This is a genomic window from Sphingobium sp. Leaf26 (genome assembly GCF_001421665.1).
Lineage (GTDB): Bacteria > Pseudomonadota > Alphaproteobacteria > Sphingomonadales > Sphingomonadaceae > Sphingobium.
Genome location: NZ_LMKV01000032.1, coordinates 202,791 through 220,472, shown reverse-complemented (window position 1 = coordinate 220,472; position 17,682 = coordinate 202,791). Strand labels below are relative to the sequence as shown.

Below are 17,682 nucleotides of genomic sequence, written 5' to 3'. Positions count from 1 at the left end.
CCTTCGGGGACGACCCAGTTGATATTCTGGGTCGGGTCCTTGATGTCGCACGTCTTGCAATGGACGCAATTCTGCGCGTTGATCTGGAAACGGGCAAGCCCCTCATCCGCCCCAACCACCTCATAGACGCCGGCCGGACAGTAACGCTGCGCCGGCTCGTCATAAAGGGGCAGGTTGTAGCTGATCGGGATCGCCGGGTCCTTCAGTTGCAGATGGACCGGCTGGTCTTCCTCATGATTGGTGTTGCTCAGGAACACCGACGACAGCCGGTCGAAACTCACCACGCCATCGGGCTTGGGATAGGCGATCTTCGCGCAGGCCTCCTTGGGCCAGATCTTCTCATTGTCCGGCTTGTGCTTCATCGTGAAGGGCAGGCCCACCTTCAGCGTGCGCATCCACATGTCGATGCCCGCCAGCAGCGTGCCGATCGTCCCGCCGAACYTGCTCAGCAACGGCTCGGCATTCTTCACCATCTGCAATTCGCTCGCGATCCAGCTCGACCGCAGATCGGCTTCATACGCATCCAGCACATCGCCCGACCGATCCGCCTGCACCGCCACGAACGCCGCCTCGGCCGCCAGCATGCCCGACTTCATCGCCGTGTGCGTGCCCTTGATGCGCGGCACATTCACGAAGCCCGCCGAACAGCCGATCAGCGCCCCGCCGGGGAACACCAGCTTGGGGATGGACTGCCAGCCGCCTTCGTTGATCGCCCGCGCGCCATAGGAAACGCGCCGCCCGCCCTCCAGATATTTGCGGATGTCGGGATGCTGTTTCCAGCGCTGAAACTCCTCGAACGGATAGAGATGCGGGTTGCGATAGCCCAGCCCCACCACGAACCCCAGCGCCACCTGGCCATTGGCCTGATGATAGAGGAAGCCGCCACCATAAGCGTCGGTCAGCGGCCAGCCCTGCGAATGGATCACCAGCCCCGGCTGATGCAGCGCGGGATCGATGTCCCACAATTCCTTCATGCCCAGGCCATAGACCTGCGGCTCGCACTCCGCCTCCAGCGCGAACTGCCGCTTCAAGACCTTGGTCAGGTGCCCGCGCGCGCCCTCGGCAAAGAATGTATATCTGGCATGCAGCTCCAGCCCCGGCTGATAGTCGCCCTTGCGATTGCCTTGCCGGTCGACGCCCATGTCGCCGGTGGCCACGCCCTTCACGCTGCCATCCTCATGATAGAGGATTTCCGCCGCTGCGAAACCGGGGAAGATTTCCACGCCCAGCCCCTCGGCCTGCTCGGCCAGCCAGCGGCACAGATTGCCCAGCGACCCGGTATAGGTGCCCTTATTGTGCATCCAGCCCGGCGTCAGGATGTGCGGCATGGCCACCTTGCCGGTCTTCGTCAGGAACCAGTGCCGGTTGTCGGTCACCGGCACATCCGCCAGCGAACAGCCCATGTCGCGCCATTGGGGGAAGAGTTCGTCCAGCGCCCTGGGATCGATCACCGCGCCCGACAGGATATGGGCGCCGATTTCCGACCCCTTCTCCAGCACGCACACCGACACGTCGCTCCCCGCAGCCTCCGCCAACTGCTTGCACCGGATCGCCGCCGACAAACCCGCAGGCCCACCACCCACGATCACGATGTCATAGGGCATCGATTCCCGTTCGNCCGCAGCCTCCGCCAACTGCTTGCACCGGATCGCCGCCGACAAACCCGCAGGCCCACCACCCACGATCACGATGTCATAGGGCATCGATTCCCGTTCGACAGAATCCCCCACCACATTCTCCTCCTGGGATAGATCGCTCCAGCGCAACCACCACGATCGCCCGATCACGGCATGTTACCAGGAAGACCCATTTCTCATCTTGCGGCACAAGACAAATGCAAATTTGTAAAATTGCAAATGAATTTTGCAAAACAGCCAATCCTGACTGACGGCTATTGGCTGAGCTTGCCCTCTACAAGCCCACGTCGCCATGAGGTCCGCCAGCGTGCCGGCGGGTGCGGTCAGTTCGGCAAAGTCCATGAATGCGTACGTGCCCAAAGCCCCCAATTAGGTGTTGGTCCTGACTGGGCGCCGGCTAGGCGGGCCGATCCTTTCGCGCCAATGATATTCATCCCCGAAGGTGAAAACGCCTTTTTTCATTCACTCTCTCCGTCTCTTTTTCAGGCTTTTCTGAGCGGCTCCACGATCGCCGTTATGTCCCGTAGGCCCTCACCCGCGGCGTCAGCATCCAGAAAATATTGTCGCGCAGCGGTCGCAATGCTGGATCGGATGCAGGTATCGGCCAGCGCCTGCGCCGCATAGCCCAGATCCTTGGCCATTAATGGCATCAGGAGATGAGGCGCATAATCACGGTCTAGCATGCGACGACCGACGCCCTTCACAATCGGGCTGGCAGGCGCACCGTCGAAGAGGATGGACATGGCCTGCCCGACATCGAGGCCATGTTTCTCGAACAAGGCAACCGCTTCGGCAAGGCTGGCCGCCTGGACGCCGCACAGAAAATTATTGGCGCGCTTGACCGTGGCGAAGCTGCCGATCGGGCCGATATGGACCAGTGGAAATACAGAGCTGGCTAGTGGCTCCCTACCGGCGATCGCCGGATGGCCGTCCATGATGCGGAAGTCGACATTGCCAAGCGCGCAAAAGAAGACGTCCCGGCCGTGCAGGACCGGGACGAAGTTTGGGGGAAATCAGGGATGATTGTCAGAAATTGAAGCGAACACCTGCGCGATAGATACGGCCCAGCGTGTCGTAGAGAGCCGGATTGATGTCCAGACCGGTATTGGTCTGCGGCGAGGCGACCGGATCCTTGTCGAACAGATTATCGACCTTCCCATAGATGGACAGGCGATCGCTGAACTTGAAGGTCGCGCCGACGTCCACATAGAAGGCCCCCTTCATCCTGTTATAGTCGATGGTCGGGTGGTTCGCGGTCGATGCCGGACAGGACGATTGGCAGACCACATATTGGTTGCCAAAGGTGCCGTCGCTGAACCAGCGTTCCTGCACCGTCAGGGTGAACCGGTCGCTGTCATAGGTTTGCACCGCCAGCCATTTCCAGTCGGGCGTGGCGCCATTGTTCGCACCGGCCTGATCGACCGGGTCGACACCGGCGATGCCCGCATTGACGATGAATTTGCGGATATGGGTGCCGAGCGCACGGACGGTGAAATTGCCCGGCAGGCCCAATGGCTGCTGCCATTGATAGCTGGCCTCGATATCGAAGCCGCTGGTCCGCCAGGAGGCGAGGTTGAACGGCTGGACGTTGATATAGTTGAGGCCGGGATTGGCATTGTCGAGGCTGAAGCCGCCACAGAAGGCCTGATTGCCGTCGAAGCAGAATTGCACGATCTGCTGTGCCGACAGGCTGGAGATGACGCCTTTCAGCTTGATGTCATAATAGTCGAAGGACAGGCTGAGCCCCGGTAGCCAGGACGGCCGCGACAGCACAATGCCGATTTCGGTGTTGCGCGCGATTTCCGGCTTCAGATTGGCGTTGCCGATCGTGTTCTGGAACGCCTGCACCGCAGACCCCTGGAACGGATCGCTGAAGTTGGGCAGCGTGGTGACGGTCGGCGCGGCGAACAGTTCCGACAGGTTGGGCGCGCGTACGTCCCGCGACGTCACGGCGCGCAGTCGGATGCCATCGAGTGGCGTGTCCCAGGTACCGCCGACCTTCCATGCCCAGACCGTGCCCGACGTGCTATAATCGGTGACGCGGGCGGCGCCGTTCAGGTTTGCACGCCCCACCGAGTCCGAATTGATGAGGGGGACGTCGACTTCCACGAACCCTTCGATCACATGATATCGGCCACGGCCATTCTTGTAATTGCCGGCCGCCCAGTTGCTGCCCTGCGCCTCATTGAGCAGCGGGTCGGCAGGATAGTCCGGGCTGTTGGGGCTGAGATCGGAAACGCCGGCGCCGTAGGGGTCGGCGTTCACCCGGTAGAATTCGCGGCGATATTCACCGCCGAACGCGACCGACACCGGGCCGGCCCACAAGTCGAAGGGGTTGCCGGAGACATTGAGGCTGGCCACGTCCTGCGTCAGCTTGGTATGCTGGAACGGGCCATTTTCATGCGGGGCGACATAGGCGAGCGCCGTTGCGGAAGGCGCGAAATTGCCGAAGATGTTGATCGGCTGGCAACCATTGGCGCGGGCCACCGGATCGGCGCAGACGATCGCACCGTTCAGTTCGATCGCGTTGGCCGCCGCCGCATAGCGGTTCTGGAGGACGATATCCTTCACCCGGATGTCGGAGATGGTGATGCCATGTTCATAATAGGCGTCATAATTCCAGTCGGAGCCACCGACCTCGAACTTGCCCTTGGCCCCGGCGACGAAGCGATATTGCTTGCGATCGGTATAGACTTGCGGGTCGGGGAAGGCGGCGTTGCTCGACCCGAAGCCGAAGGATGTGATGCCGGCAGTGACGCAGGCATCGCGCACCGATTGCGGCAAATAGGGATTGGCGCACTGGACGGTCAGGTTCGCCCGGCCGTAGCCGGGGCTGGGCTGATTGTTGGTTTTCACCTGCGCCACGTTCACCGTGACATAGGCTTCATTGTCAGGAGCGAAGTCGAAACCGATCCGGCCATAGCCGTTGATGCGCTCCAGCTTGGACTTGAGCGAGGCGCCAGAACCCGGCGCGCCCGACAGATCACCGCCCTCGCAGAAACTGTTGCCGCGAAAGCAATTGGTGACTGCACCGGTGCCGGTCGGCGTGCCGTTCGAGCCGTAGTCGAATTGATAGGGCGTGCCGTCCGGGGCGAAGGCGATGCCCTGCAACGGGCCGTTGTTGATCAGGCCGTAGCGCGCATATTGATAGGGTTGCGCGTAATCGCGATAGTTGAACTGCGGCAGGCCATTATTGGTCTGGCCCGTGTTCATCAGCGTGGTCGCGCGATACCAGTTGCGGCTGCCGGCCAGGTCGGTGCCGAAATCCCCCGCGCCAACGCCGCCTTCATGGTCATATTCGCCGCTCAGCACCACATGCAGGCGATCGTCCATGAAGGATTTGCCATAGGCGGCCTGCACGAGGGCGGTTTCGTCATCGCCATATTTGGTGATGCTGCCCAGGATGTTGCCCTTGAATCCTTCGAAATGCGTGTCGGTGATGAAGTTGACGACACCGCCGACCGCATCGGACCCGTAGGAGGCGGAGGCACCGCCAGTGACGACATCGACCCGCTTCACCAGCAATTGCGGGAACATGGAAATATCGGGAACACCGGTCACATTGGCGCCCACGACGCGTTGGCCGTCCAGAAGGGTCAGGGTGCGGATCGGACCAAGGCCGCGCAGCGAGAAGGAACTAAGGCCCTGTTGGCCGCTGGACGTCGAGAAGGTGCCGGTGGCGGCACCGGTCGATCCCTGTAGCGAGGGCAATTGCGCGATCGTGTTGAAGATGTTGGGCTGCGCATTGTTGGCAATCTGCTCCTCGCCGATCACCGTGGTCGGGGTGGGCGCGTTGAAGCCGCTGGTGGTGATGCGCGATCCGGTGACGACGATGTCGGAGGCGCGGGGGGCAGCGGCATCCCCGGCCTGATCCTGCGGCGCGATACTCTGGGCCTGTGGCACCGGCGCTGTCTGGGCCTGCGCCATGCCAGCCAGCGCCATGGTCGCGATCGCCGCCAGGCTGACGCCGGCCAGTTGCCGATGGATTGCAATCGTCACGTTCATGGATCCTTCCCCTTTATATCCGGCCACCCCTCCCGGAGCCGGTACGCCCGTGGCGGGCGGTTATGCGAAACCTATCTTCGCGCCCTGCCCGCTGCACTTAAGACATAGGTCGTAGATGCGGCACGAAGCCCGGTTTTTCAGGGCCTTGCCGCATAAAGAGCGTGATGCGTCAGGATAAAAAGCGTCCGCCTGTCCGGCCCGCCGAACAGGATTTGCAGGGGGCGGTCGGGCACGTCGATGCGCCCCGCCTCCTTGCCGTCGGGTCCGTAGATGAAGACCTGCCCGTTCGCGACATAGACGCGCCCCCGGCCATCGACCGCGACGCTCTCGCCGCCGCGATTGGCGAAGCGCTTGAGGTCGGTCAGCGTTCCGCCCGCACCCACGGTGCCGCTATAGGTCACATTCTCCGACCCGTTGGTGACGAACAGGCGCTCGCCCGGCTTGCCGCCGATGAGGCCGTTGGCGTTCAGACCATCGGACCAGCGCCAGCCTGTATGGTCGACCGGTCCCTGCTGCCATGTGCGGAAGGCGGGGAGCGACAGGCTGCCGTCGGGGGAGAGATATTCTTTCGCCTTTGGCGTGCCGACATCGCGCGCGAACATTTCGGCGAGCGTCGTGAACTCGTAGGTCTTGTGATCGAGTTGGTCGCGGAATTCGCCATTGTTCCACCAGTTGACCGGCAACAGCGTCTTTGCCGTGCCGCCAGCCCGCACCGGGGTCGGCTGAATCAGGGTCATCTGCTCCTTCGGCCCGTCGGGATCGACCGAATAGACGCCGCCCTTCGGCCCCAGCGACGACAGTATCAGCAGATGCCCCGATTGATCGATCGCCAGATTGACGGCGTCGAGCGCATTGTCGCGAACGATCTCCAGCCCCTTGGCCTCGGTCCAGCGGTGGATGCGCTGGAAGCGACGGTCGATGAAATAGAGCGCGCCTTGGCCATCCACCGCTGCGCCGGAGATCGACCAGAAACCGTCCTCCAGTTTCTCGACCTTGGCGCTGCCGGGCGATTCCGGCACGATCTTGCGATCGGCCGCGCCGATATCCAGTTTCGCGAACTCGCGCTCGCGCATGAACAGCTTGCGGCTCACATCCTCGATCGCATTGTCGAACGGATATTTGCTGGCGCGCAGGAAAGTGCCGCAGCCTTTATCGTCACAGGTGGCGTAACCGCTTTCCGCATTGATATGGACGTTGCGGAAGCGGATATCGCTGGAGTTGGTCAGCTTCACCGCGCTCTTTTCCGGCGCATAGGTGCGCGTCACGCGATAGCCATGATAGTTGGCGAAGAGTATATTGCTGGAATTGCGGATGTCGAGCGAGATGGCATCCGGGCCGTCATCGACCTCCTGTTCTGTCTGGGGAGCGAGAAACTCCCAATTCTGGACATTGTCGAGGACGATTTCATTGCGGGCATGATGTTCGACCGACATTTCATAGACATGGCCGGGCGTGCTGGTGTTGGTGATATGCAGACCCGACTGGGCGAAACTGTTGGGACTCCACACGTCGGCGAAGGTGCCGCCGCCGCCGTCCGTCACCCAGATGCTGGGATATTGGGCGTCGAGCCGTCCGTCCGTGACCGGATCGCCGGTGTTGACGCGCAACGCGCCCAGCATCTTGCCGTCGGCAGTTGGGGTACCACCGCCACCCATGATCTTGACGTCCTCGACCAGGCTTTGCTCGCCCGACCGCCACAGCAAGGCCGAAGCGCGCGGGTTGATCCGGCCGGTGAACAGGCCGAGGCCGGAGAGGATATTGTCGCCGCCTTTGGGGCTTTCGAGGATCGGCAGCACCGGGCCGAGGCCGGCATGGGCGGGATTGTCGTCGGGAATATAGAGCTGGGTGATAGCGGGATGCAGGCCGATCAGGACGCTGTCGGGACGCAGCGTCAGCTTGTCCGTCACCTTGTAGAAGCCGGTCGGGAAATAGAGGATGCGGTGGCTGTCGATCGCCTTCTGGATTGCGGCGGTATCGTCGGCCTTGCCGTCGCCCATGGCGCCCAGCGTACGGACGTTCACCCATTCGCGCATCGGCGGCAGATCGCGGATGGCGCCTTCGCGCCGCGCTGGCATGGCAGGCAGCGACTGGATGTCCGCTTCCGTCTCATTTTCGCCGGTGCGGCCCATGTCCGGAATGGCGAGGCCGTAGGAGAAATTCGCGACCTTATAAGCCTTGCCTTTGCCGGCCACGGTCTTGCCGCTGTCGCGGAAACGGGTGAAGACCGGGCTGTTTTCCAGAAGCGCGTTTTCGAAGCCGATCTGGGTGAAGACATTCTTCTCGTTCGAGATGACGACACCGGCTTTCGACACATTTTCGAACCGGACATCCTTGCCCCAGAGGCTGTCGCTGTAGCCGCGGTCGATCTCGATCCCGACCGGCGTGTTGCGGATCGCGACGTTGACGAGGGTCAGGTCGACCTCATGCTCGCGGATCGCCGCGTCACGCTGCCCATCGAAGCTGGAATCGAGCAGGGTGAACTGCCAGGCGGGCGAGGTCTTTTCCGTGACGATGCCATAGCGGCCGCCCTGGAAATGAACATTTTCGATGACGTTTCCCGCCTGGTATACACCGGCGAACGCGGTCCCGAGGCGGAACTCCATATGGCTGAGGAAGGCATGTTGTGCCATGCGGAACCGTACGCCCGCCGCCGCCGGATTGCCTGCGCCGATCTCGATATCGACATTGCTCATCGAAGAATAGAAGGTGCCCGAATTGGCGTCGCGCACTTGCCTGTCGCGCGGCACGACGGTCGGCACCGGGACCGGCACCTTGCCGACCTGATACTGGTCGCCGCCCGCGAAAATGACCATGGTCGAAACGCCCTGCTGGAAACCCGGCGTGTTCGCGCCCAGCAGGATGACCGGGCGGGTCGGCCCGACGCCATAGACGCGCACGCCGGCCGGCACGATCAGCGATCGGGTGATACGGTAGGTGCCCGACGGCAGGAAGACGATGCCATGGCCAGTTTTGTCACGGGCCTGATCCAAAGCCTGCTGGATCGCCGCGCTGTCGTCCGCCTTGCCATCCCCCTTCGCCTTGACCGTGACGGCGTGGGGCTCGTCCGGCGCGACCGGGAAAACCGATGTGCCGACGGCCCAGGCCGGCGCTCCAAGGGTGGTCGCCGCCAGCAAAGCCGCGATCATGCTGCGTCCGATCATAGCCGCCTCTCCATATGATTGTTGTGCGTGCAGGGCTAGAAGCCAGGGCAGGCTTTGGCACTTGCGACATAGGTCGTAGTTTTCACCCCCCGGCCCACCCTTTTATAGCCGCGCAGGCCCCGGCGATGCCCGCCGGGCTATGTTCGCCTGCAAGGGACGCCATCGTGCCGTCATTCGCCCATAGCGACAGAAACCAATCCCTTGCCGTGATCATCATGGGGGTCAGCGGTTGCGGCAAGTCGACGCTGGGCGCGCTGCTGGGCAAAGCCATGACCTGCCCCTTTCTGGAAGGGGACAGTTTCCATTCGCCCGAAGCGGTCGAGAAGATGCGCGGAGGGCAGCCATTGACGGACGCGGATCGCTGGCCCTGGCTCGACCGGCTGGGCGTCGCGACTGCGACAGCGAGTCAGACACATGGATCGGCTGTTGCGGCCTGTTCCGCGTTGCGGGCCGCGTATCGCGATCGGCTGCGGTCAGTGATCGGCAGCCATGTGCGGTTCGTGCTGCTGGACAATAGCCGGGAAACGTTGCTGGCGCGGCTGAACAACCGGCCAGGCCATTATATGCCGGCCACCCTGCTGGACAGCCAGATCGCGACTTTGGAGCACCCGTTGCCCGACGCGCAGACGCTGATCCTGACCACCGATGTCGCGCCGGACGTGTTGCGGGACAAGGTGCTGGCCTGGCTCCGCTGACCCGCGACGGGCCATCGGAGCATAATGACATCAGGACATCAGGGCATCAGGCGCCGGCGCCCTTCCCACAAATGCCAGCGCATGGCGAGCGCTGCGCCCTCCGGGTCTTGCGCGCGGATGGCGACGACGATCTGTTCATGTTCGCGCAGCATCGTGGCGATGACATCGGGCGGGCGGGAGCGGCTGATATCGACGCCCGCGCGCATGATTTTGTCCACATCGCCATGCAGCGCGTCGAACGCGAGCAGGAAGGCCGGATTGCCGGTCGCCCCGGCAATGCGGCGATGCAGTTCCATATCCTCGACATGGGCCGGTTCGCTGGACAGGAGTGCGGCACGCAGCATCTCCATGCCTTCCTCCACATACATCATTTCCTGCGCAGTGCGGCGGGTGGCGGCCAGGCGCGCCGCCTCCGCCTCCAGCACGAAGCGTACTTCATAGCTGCCGAGCGTCGTGGGCAGTTCGGTGGACGGCATGAACTTGGCGAGCCGGTCGGACGGGCGGCTCTTGACGAAGGAGCCTGCACCGCGCCGCGCTTCGGTAATGCCGTCCGATGCCAGCCGCATCAGCGCTTCACGCACGATTGCGCGCGATACGCCGAACATTTCCGCCAGCCGCGCCTCCGACGGCAGGCGCGCACCGACCGCCAGACCGTCCGCCTTTATGATGTCGACGATCTGGGCATAGACATGGTCGGAAAGGCGCGTCTGGCTCATCATGCTCCTCTAGTTAGAAGATGCTGCTGGCGACAAGCACCAACAGCAGGCCGACGATCGCGACCACCGTCTCCATGATCGACCAGGTGCGGAAGGTGCCCGGCATGTCGGTCCCAAGATAGCTTTTCACCAGCCAGAAGCCCGGATCATTGACGTGGGAGAAGAAGAGCGAGCCAGCGCCGATCGCCAGCACCATCCATTCCGGCTCCACCCCCGATGCCGCGACCAGACCCTGCATCACGCCGGCCGTGGTGATGGTCGCCACCGTGGCCGATCCGGTCGCAAGCCGAATGCACACAGATACGCCCCAGGCGAGCAGGATCGGCGATATCGCGCCGCCCTGGGCGATGCGCACCAGCATGTCGGACAGGCCGGCTGTCACCAACACCTGTTTGAGCGCGCCGCCTGCGCCGATCGCCAGGATGATGCCGCCGGCGGGCGTCATCGCTTCGGTCCAGATCGCATTCTGGATGGTGCGATCGGTGATGCGGCGACCGAACAGTAGTGGCAGCGCCACCAGCACGGCGACAAGCAGGGCGACGACCGGGTCACTGATCCAGGCGAGCCAGTGGAAATGCGCCGCGACGGCGGGCGGCAACAGCGCGACCGCCTGACCGGCGGCGATCAGCACCACCGGCAGCAGCACGGCGGCCAGCGTGCGGCCGACCGAGGGCGTTGCGACGTCGATCTTCACCGGATCGAGCAGGGGGGGATTAAGCTTGACGCCGGGCGCGGTGAAGCGCGCCAGCAGCGGGCCGGCGATGATCGCGGTCGGGATACCGATGATGAGGCCATAGAGAAGGGTCAAGCCCAGATTGGCCCCCAGCGCATTGACCGCCAGCAGCGGCCCCGGATGCGGCGGCACCAGCGCGTGGACCACCGACAGGCCAGCCAGCGCCGGCAGCATCAGCCGCAGCTTTGCGGTATCGCCGTTCTGCCCGGCGGGCAACGCGGCGGCCGCCGAAGCGACGATCGGCAACAGCAGGACAAGGCCCGTTTCGAAGAAAAGCGGCAGGCCGATGACGATGGCGGTGAAGAGGCTGGCCCAGGGCGCGCCGCGCACACCCGAAAGTCGCAGCGCGGCGCGCGCCAGACCGCCCGCGCCGTCCGACAATTGCAGCATCGCGCCAAGACCAAGGCCCAGCGCGACGACGAGACCGGTGCCGCCCAAGATGGCGCCGGCCCCCTTTTCGACCGCCTTGGCCGTTTCCTCCATCGGCAGGCCGGCGATCAAACCGACCGTGAAGGCGCCGCAGAGCAGGCCCACAAAGGGATGGAGGCGCCCCCGAATGATCAGGATGATGGACAGGGCTATGCCGATGATGGCGGCCAGGATCAGCCGATAGTCCGCCGGACTCATCATGCCTTCGCCCTATGGCTGGAACAGCACTCCCAAGCGGCAACCGCGGCCGAGCGACATAGTGATAGCGCCATCCTCTCCCCCATCATATTGCGCCGGAATTCAGCGATTCCGCTCCACGCGCCTTAAATCTGTTAGACAGATTATAGAGGATAATATGGAACATCCTAGATATTTCGGCACATCGCGTTATTTTTGCTTGAAGCTGTCTGACTGATTCCACTACTGTTAGCGTTACCGAGTCCGATGCAACCAGCAGGCCAGAAAAGCTGGCGCACCCTTTGTCGGACCGAACAGGGAGAGGACGGATGCACTTCGCGATGGATTTGCACGATAGTCTCGATCAGCAGGCATATGGACGGATCGACCATAGGGGTGCCGAACCGCCCCGCCTGACTCCAACCCAGATGAAGGTGCTGCACTGCGTCCATTCGGGGCTGCTGAACAAGCAGATCGCCTATGAGCTGGGCATGGCAGAGGCCACGGTGAAGGTCCATATGACCGCGTTGATGCGCAAGCTGAACGTCCGCAACCGCACCCAGGCGGCGATCGCTGCCCGCAATCTGGGCTGGTTGCGCCCGACCCTGAGCCGCGTCGCGGACTGAGATAATCGCCTATCAACCTGGGAGGATGGCATGATGAGCGGTTCGCGTCGCGAGATATTGACCGGCCTTGGTGCGGGCATGGTGCTGACCGGCCTGAAGGCGCGGGCGGCAACGCCACCGGCGCGCAGGATCGGCTATGCGATCGTCGGGCTCGGCTCCTATGCCACGCGCCAGATCATGCCCAATTTCGCCGGATGCGACCATGCCCGGCTGGTGGCGCTGGTCAGCGGCACCCCCACCAAGCTGGATCAATATGGCGCGGACTATGGCATCCCCAAGACGCATCGCTACAGCTATGCCGATTTTGATCGCATCCGTGACAATCCGGATATCGATGTCGTCTATGTCGTGCTGCCCAACAGCCTGCACGCCGAATATAGCATCCGCGCCGCGCAGGCCGGCAAGCATGTGATGTGCGAGAAGCCGATGGCCGTATCCGTTGCGGAATGCGAAGCGATGATCGCGGCCTGCAAGAAGGCGGGGACGAAGCTGATGATCGGCTATCGGTCACGTTTCGAGCCGTATAACCGGCTGGCGATCGACCTGGCCCGTGCCGGCCATGTCGGGCGGACGCAGATCATCACCGCCGACCATGGATTTGCGATCAGGCCGGATCAGTGGCGCCTCGACCGGCCCTTGTCGGGCGGCGGGTCGATGATGGACATCGGCATCTACAGCCTGAATGCGGCGCGCTATCTGAGCGGGGAGGAGCCAGTGGAGGTGAGCGCGGTCGCATCCACCGACCGGTCCGATCCGCGTTTCCGCACGGTGGAGGACAAGATCAGTTTCCTGCTGCGCTTTCCATCGGGCATCGTCGCCAATTGCGTGTCCAGCTACAGTTCGTCCCATAATGCCTATCGGGTGAGCGGCACGCAGGGCTGGATCGCGATGGAGCCGGCGACATCCTATGCCGGGCAGGCCATGACCATACGCAAGGATGGCGCGACCACGCCGCGCACGCTGCCCGCCCCGGCCAGGAACCAGTTTGCCGGGCAACTCGACCATATGGCCGAGTGCATCATCCGTGGGACGACGCCGATCGTCGCGGGCGAGGAAGGGCTGGCCGACCTGCGCGTGATCCAGGCGATCTATCGCAGCGCCGCAGAGGGGCGCAGCGTCAGGATGAGCGCATGATCGCGCGGCGAACATTGCTGGCCGGTCTGGCCAGCCTGCCGGTTGCTACAATGGCCGCCCCCGCCTCCGCTGGCTTCATCAAGCGGCTGAGCCCCAGGCTGGACGCGATCATCCCGCCGTCCGCGACGGTGGAGTTTCTGGCGGAAGGATTTCGCTGGGCGGAAGGGCCGGTGTGGGTGCCGCAGGGCAATTATCTGCTGTTCAGCGATCCGCCGGCCAATATCGTCTATCGCTGGCGTCCGGAGGATGGCGCCAAACCTTTCCTGTCGCCCGCCGGCTTCCAGGGCGATATCCCGGCGGGTGTCCGGGAGGCCGGCCTCAACGGCTTGGCCATCGACACGAAAGGCGCATTGGTCGCGGCCGACAGCGGGACGCGCGCGATCGTGCGGATCGACCTCCAGAGCCGGAAACGGACTATGCTGGCCGAGCGGTTCGACGGCAAGCGATTCAACAGCCCCAATGACCTGTGCATCGCGCCGTCCGGGATCATCTATTTCACCGATCCGCCCTATGGCTTTACCGATGGCGATGCATCGACATTGCGGGAGGTCGAACAGAATGGCCTTTATGCGCTGTTTCCGGATGGCAAGGTGGCATTGCTGGATGGCAGCCATCATCGTCCCAACGGCGTGGCGATTGCGCCGGACGGGCGGACGCTCTATCTGGCCCTGTCGGACGAGAACCGGCCGGAAGTGCGCGCCTATATATTAGGCGCGGACGGGCGGCCGACGGGACAGCGGCTGTTCCATGATTTTCGCGCCGATCTGGCGCGGGGGTTGCCGGGACTGCCTGATGGACTCAAGGTGGCGCCAAGCGGTCATGTCTTCGCTACGGGGCCGGGCGGCGTGCATATATTGACGGCCGATGGCGAACCCATTGGCCTGATCGGCACCGGCAAGGCGGTCGCCAACATCTGTTTCGGGCAGCACGGCGCCAGCCTGTTCCTGACATCGTCCGACCGGCTGGCGCGGGTCGCTATGAGCCATGCACCTGCTCTTTATCGGCGGTCGCCTTGAAACATCCATCGGGATGGAGGGCGCGACCGGTTCCCTGCGCGGGCGGATGGTCCTGTCGGGCACGGGCGATACGATCCGGGAGGCGCTCGCCAAAGCCGATGGCCATGCCCGATTGGTTGTGCGCGACGGGCGCGTGAAGAAGCGTGACTTGGACAAGGTAGGCCCGCCCCTGCTGGTCGATTGCAGCTTTATGGAGCGACAAATACTGGCGGCGCGCTAACCGGGTTCGGCTGCGCGCGCCTGACAATCCGTCCGGACCCAAAGGCTCACAGAGCCGCCGTTCACGCGCAACGCTATCTTCCCCTCGTCATCGGCGACTATCATCTCCTCGCAGTGCCCCAGAAAGTCGCGGAAATTTGCGCCTGCATGTTGTGGTCCGAGTTCGACGGTTTTCGTCGTCTCTGCGCCATTGTTGACGAGAAGGATGCAACCCGCTTCGTCTGATGTACCGTGTCGGATGACGCCCAGGCAGTGAGGGTCATCGAACAGGTCGGTCTGCGCCCCGTTGGCAAAGCGCTGCCGGGCCTCGATCAGTTGTGGCAGGCAGGCGATCGGGTTGATTTCGATCTCGTGGGTGTCGCCGTCACCCCCGGCGTCGCTATATTTTGCGCCATAGAGATCGGGATAGAAGATGCACGGTACGCCCTGCTCGCGGATCAGGATCAACGCATAGGCAAGCGGCTTGAACCAGTCCTCGACAGGCGCTTCGAGGGCCTGGAGCGGTTGGGTGTCATGATTGCCCACGATCGTCACGGCATGCTGCGGCGATGCCGCGACCAGCGCGCCATCGAAGAGGGTACGCAAATCGAAATCCCCGCCCGCCTGCGCCGCGTCATGAAACCGATGCAGCAGGCCGACGTCGAACAGCATGAGTTGCTGATCCACCAGATCAAGATAGGCCAGAAGCGCATCCATGTCGGGATGCCAATATTCGGCAACCACGAACAACTCGCTATCCACGCTTTCGCGCATATGGCCGACCCAATCGCGGAAAAACCAGGCCGGGATATGCTTGGCTGCATCCAGTCGGAAGCCGTCGCAGGGAAGCTGCTCCGCCAGCCATCGCCCCCAATATTTCAGCTCCTCGTAAACAGCGTTGTTCCGAAATTCGACGTCCGACCCCATCAGATAGTCGAAGTTGCCCCTTTCGCCATCGACCTCTCTATTCCACTCGCCATCGCCATAGTCATTGACCAGCCGGAATACGCCATCTTCGGTCGGTTCCTCGATATGGTCGACGCCGGTGAAGCATTTGGCGTCCCAGATGAATTCCGAGTAACGGCCCTGCCGTCCGGGAAAGGTGAACCGGGTCCAGGCGCGGGCTTCGAACGCCTCGTCCTCTACTTCTTCACGGTTGTCGGGATTAGCGCGGCGCACAAAGACCGGCTCGGTCTCATCCGCGCCCATCTTGTGGTTCAACACCACATCATGAATGATACGAACGCCAGCGTCCCGCAATGCACCCGTCGCATGCTCCAGGGCGGCGCGATCGCCATATTTGGTGGCCACCGAACCTTTCTGGTCGAACTCGCCCAGGTCGAACAGGTCATAGCTGTCATAGCCCACCGAATAGCCGCCCGCTGCGCCCTTGTAAGCAGGCGGGAGCCAGACATCGGTCACACCCATATCCCGGAGACTTTCGGCCTTCTGCGCGACTTCGCTCCAAAGCCTTCCGCCGTCGGGATAGTACCAGTGGAAGAATTGAAGCATGGTCCGTCCAGCCATGAAAGCTCCTGTCGCAGAAAGTGCAGCGGCGGCTAAACGGCCCTGTCGACAAGTGGTTGCAGTCGCTCAAAATCTACTGGAGCTTCACCGCAGGCTCTAATCGTAGAACATGGATCAAGAACGCAAGAATCCACGGAACTTCAAGGCAAAATGCACGTCTCTCGCTGCAACCGATGCCACAGACGTGGAGCCAATGCGCAATGTCAGACCGCCGACCAATAGAATTCATCGCGTCCAGATGCGAGAGCCTGCGCATTCACCATAATGCCCATCGCGAAACGCATACGACGGTCGCTCGGCATTTGCTCCACCGCGAACGGCTGGGCGACGTCATCATTTTTGCCAGTACGGCTTCACGGGTGCGATGCATGGAAAGCGAGGCCATCTGGGAAGTGAGTATCCGTCACCGGGACGACACACAAACGCACATCGCTGGAACAAGCCTTGACGAGTGCATGGAACTGGCGAATGCGACGATGAGGGTATCGACCGTTGGTGCGATCGCCGCCTGAGGCTCGTCCGACAGGCGATTTTCATCTCTTAAAGCGGCAAGCTGATGTGCCTGTTCGCCCTGCGCGGGTTCTGATATCGTCAAAATGCGCATAGCCCCTGAGGCACTCCAAGAGCGCAGGTCAAAGTGCTCAGGAGTACGACTTTATGGCGATTTTCAACGATTTCCTCCGCAATCGCCGTCGGGATGAACTGTCCGTAGAAGATCTTCAAGCGCTGGAGGCGAACATTCACGCGGTACAAAATGTGCCGGCGCGCCATAGCCTTGCGATTTCCAACCAACCGATTGGTATGAGCACCTATCTGATCGAAGGGTTCATATGCCGCTATATGGATGATCGGGAAGGTGTGCGCCAACTGGTGGCGGTGCACGTTGCCGGCGATTTTGTCGATCTTCATGGATATCCGCTCAAACGCCTGGATCATGACGTAGCGACCCTTGGCCCGTGCAGGATCGCGCTTGTCCGTCATGAAGCGCTGGACAAGTTTGTGAGCGATCGGCCTAATCTGACGAAGCTGCTCTGGTTCAGCACCCTGCTCGATGCGGCCATGCACCGCGAATGGATATTCCGTTTGGGCCGCCTGGATGCAGTCGCCCGCGTCGGCCATTTTTTCTGCGAAATCGAAGCTAAACTGCGCGCCGTCGGCCGGAGTGACGGCAGACAATTTTCCTGCCCGTTGACCCAGGCCGACCTGGGCGAGGCTTGCGGCATGACACCGGTCCATATCAACCGCATGCTCAAGGAATTACGGGAGCGCGGATTGATGCATATGCAGCGTGGCCGGGTCACCATTCTGGATTTACCGACGCTTCGGCGCCTGAGCGAGTTTGATCCGTCCTATCTGTTCATCAGCGAATAATGGAACCGTCTGTTATCGGAAGCGCCCATCGCCAGTGAAGTGACGGAGAAACCATGTCCCAAGCATATGTCTACGAGGAAGGCGGTAAAGCCTGCGCGGAAGAGGGGCAGGTAATGCTGGATGGGCCGGATGGCATAGCCGTCAGCATGACGCCTGAGGCGGCGGAAGACACGGCCAGGGAATTGTTGCGGGCCGCATCCGAGGCGCGGCACCAGATATCATCGCATAACCGCGATCTCTGACCCGCCTCTACACTC

14 protein-coding genes and 1 pseudogene are annotated in these 17,682 nt (G+C 62.5%); 8 read left to right on the top strand and 7 right to left on the bottom strand.

What is annotated here, in order from left to right:
• The 4 genes and pseudogenes from ASE85_RS21315 to ASE85_RS21300 form a co-directional block, all read right to left on the bottom strand.
• A pseudogene (locus ASE85_RS21315) lies at nt 1-1,617 on the bottom strand (electron transfer flavoprotein-ubiquinone oxidoreductase); the annotation flags it as partial.
• 502 nt (nt 1,618-2,119) lie between these two features.
• Nucleotides 2,120-2,572 carry an NAD-binding protein gene (locus ASE85_RS21310; protein ID WP_082462967.1) on the bottom strand — a complete coding sequence of 151 codons (453 nt, stop codon included), beginning with the start codon at nt 2,570-2,572 and terminating at the stop codon, nt 2,120-2,122.
• A 91-nt stretch (nt 2,573-2,663) separates the two neighbouring features.
• The gene (locus tag ASE85_RS21305; protein ID WP_056693616.1) at nt 2,664-5,642 is read right to left on the bottom strand and encodes a TonB-dependent receptor plug domain-containing protein; all 2,979 of its coding nucleotides are present in this window, start codon (nt 5,640-5,642) and stop codon (nt 2,664-2,666) included.
• Between the two features lie 137 nt (nt 5,643-5,779).
• A complete protein-coding gene (locus ASE85_RS21300; RefSeq protein WP_056693615.1) occupies nt 5,780-8,803 on the bottom strand; it encodes a glycosyl hydrolase family 28-related protein in 3,024 nt (1,007 codons plus the stop codon).
• A gap of 215 nt (nt 8,804-9,018) precedes the next feature.
• On the opposite strand from ASE85_RS21300, the gene ASE85_RS21295 reads away from it, so the two are divergent.
• On the top strand, nt 9,019-9,498 hold the full coding sequence (locus ASE85_RS21295) for a gluconokinase (RefSeq protein ID WP_082462969.1): 480 nt from the start codon (nt 9,019-9,021) through the stop codon (nt 9,496-9,498).
• Between the two features lie 38 nt (nt 9,499-9,536).
• Here the strand turns inward: ASE85_RS21295 and ASE85_RS21290 are convergent, their stop codons facing one another.
• On the bottom strand, nt 9,537-10,214 hold the full coding sequence (locus ASE85_RS21290) for a FadR/GntR family transcriptional regulator (protein WP_056693701.1): 678 nt from the start codon (nt 10,212-10,214) through the stop codon (nt 9,537-9,539).
• A 13-nt stretch (nt 10,215-10,227) separates the two neighbouring features.
• The gene (locus tag ASE85_RS21285) at nt 10,228-11,574 is read right to left on the bottom strand and encodes a GntT/GntP/DsdX family permease (protein WP_056693698.1); all 1,347 of its coding nucleotides are present in this window, start codon (nt 11,572-11,574) and stop codon (nt 10,228-10,230) included.
• Nucleotides 11,575-11,882: 308 nt separating this feature from the next.
• On the opposite strand from ASE85_RS21285, the gene ASE85_RS21280 reads away from it, so the two are divergent.
• The 4 genes from ASE85_RS21280 to ASE85_RS21265 are packed head-to-tail and all read left to right on the top strand — an operon-like array spanning nt 11,883 to nt 14,549.
• Complete coding sequence (locus ASE85_RS21280; RefSeq protein WP_235523656.1) at nt 11,883-12,179, top strand: response regulator transcription factor; 297 nt, start codon at nt 11,883-11,885, stop codon at nt 12,177-12,179.
• A 33-nt stretch (nt 12,180-12,212) separates the two neighbouring features.
• Nucleotides 12,213-13,313, top strand: coding sequence for a Gfo/Idh/MocA family protein (locus ASE85_RS21275; protein ID WP_056693691.1), 1,101 nt, complete (start codon nt 12,213-12,215; stop codon nt 13,311-13,313).
• Nucleotides 13,310-14,329: an SMP-30/gluconolactonase/LRE family protein gene (locus ASE85_RS21270; RefSeq protein ID WP_056693612.1), complete on the top strand. Its 1,020-nt coding sequence runs from the start codon at nt 13,310-13,312 to the stop codon at nt 14,327-14,329. The genes ASE85_RS21275 and ASE85_RS21270 overlap by 4 nt, the downstream gene beginning before the upstream one ends.
• Entirely contained in the window at nt 14,298-14,549 is a 252-nt protein-coding gene (locus ASE85_RS21265; RefSeq protein ID WP_156358459.1) for a hypothetical protein, read from the top strand. The genes ASE85_RS21270 and ASE85_RS21265 overlap by 32 nt, the downstream gene beginning before the upstream one ends.
• On the opposite strand, the gene amyA is transcribed toward ASE85_RS21265, so the two are convergent.
• Nucleotides 14,546-16,054, bottom strand: a complete 1,509-nt coding sequence (gene amyA / locus ASE85_RS21260; protein ID WP_056693603.1) for an alpha-amylase — start codon at nt 16,052-16,054, stop codon at nt 14,546-14,548. The genes ASE85_RS21265 and amyA overlap by 4 nt on opposite strands.
• Nucleotides 16,055-16,254: 200 nt before the next feature.
• Between amyA and ASE85_RS23265 the strand changes: the two genes are divergently transcribed.
• The 3 genes from ASE85_RS23265 to ASE85_RS21250 all read left to right on the top strand — a co-directional run bounded on the left by ASE85_RS23265 (nt 16,255) and on the right by ASE85_RS21250 (nt 17,667).
• Nucleotides 16,255-16,566 (top strand): hypothetical protein, encoded by a 312-nt coding sequence (locus tag ASE85_RS23265; protein ID WP_156358458.1) that lies wholly within the window; start codon nt 16,255-16,257, stop codon nt 16,564-16,566.
• 145 nt (nt 16,567-16,711) lie between these two features.
• Entirely contained in the window at nt 16,712-17,425 is a 714-nt protein-coding gene (locus ASE85_RS21255; RefSeq protein WP_056693599.1) for a Crp/Fnr family transcriptional regulator, read from the top strand.
• A gap of 53 nt (nt 17,426-17,478) precedes the next feature.
• Nucleotides 17,479-17,667: a hypothetical protein gene (locus tag ASE85_RS21250; RefSeq protein ID WP_056693595.1), complete on the top strand. Its 189-nt coding sequence runs from the start codon at nt 17,479-17,481 to the stop codon at nt 17,665-17,667.
• Nucleotides 17,668-17,682 lie beyond the last annotated feature (15 nt).

Coding starts and splice junctions, on each gene's coding strand:
- amyA (WP_056693603.1), bottom strand. CDS start 16,054: ATGGCTGGACGGACCATGCTTCAATTCTTCCACTGGTACTATCCCGAC.
- ASE85_RS21280 (WP_235523656.1), top strand. CDS start 11,883: ATGCACTTCGCGATGGATTTGCACGATAGTCTCGATCAGCAGGCATAT.
- ASE85_RS21295 (WP_082462969.1), top strand. CDS start 9,019: ATGGGGGTCAGCGGTTGCGGCAAGTCGACGCTGGGCGCGCTGCTGGGC.
- ASE85_RS21255 (WP_056693599.1), top strand. CDS start 16,712: ATGGCGATTTTCAACGATTTCCTCCGCAATCGCCGTCGGGATGAACTG.
- ASE85_RS21285 (WP_056693698.1), bottom strand. CDS start 11,574: ATGAGTCCGGCGGACTATCGGCTGATCCTGGCCGCCATCATCGGCATA.
- ASE85_RS21305 (WP_056693616.1), bottom strand. CDS start 5,642: ATGAACGTGACGATTGCAATCCATCGGCAACTGGCCGGCGTCAGCCTG.
- ASE85_RS21275 (WP_056693691.1), top strand. CDS start 12,213: ATGAGCGGTTCGCGTCGCGAGATATTGACCGGCCTTGGTGCGGGCATG.
- ASE85_RS21250 (WP_056693595.1), top strand. CDS start 17,479: ATGTCCCAAGCATATGTCTACGAGGAAGGCGGTAAAGCCTGCGCGGAA.
- ASE85_RS21310 (WP_082462967.1), bottom strand. CDS start 2,572: ATGGACGGCCATCCGGCGATCGCCGGTAGGGAGCCACTAGCCAGCTCT.
- ASE85_RS23265 (WP_156358458.1), top strand. CDS start 16,255: ATGTCAGACCGCCGACCAATAGAATTCATCGCGTCCAGATGCGAGAGC.
- ASE85_RS21290 (WP_056693701.1), bottom strand. CDS start 10,214: ATGAGCCAGACGCGCCTTTCCGACCATGTCTATGCCCAGATCGTCGAC.
- ASE85_RS21270 (WP_056693612.1), top strand. CDS start 13,310: ATGATCGCGCGGCGAACATTGCTGGCCGGTCTGGCCAGCCTGCCGGTT.
- ASE85_RS21265 (WP_156358459.1), top strand. CDS start 14,298: ATGCACCTGCTCTTTATCGGCGGTCGCCTTGAAACATCCATCGGGATG.
- ASE85_RS21300 (WP_056693615.1), bottom strand. CDS start 8,803: ATGATCGGACGCAGCATGATCGCGGCTTTGCTGGCGGCGACCACCCTT.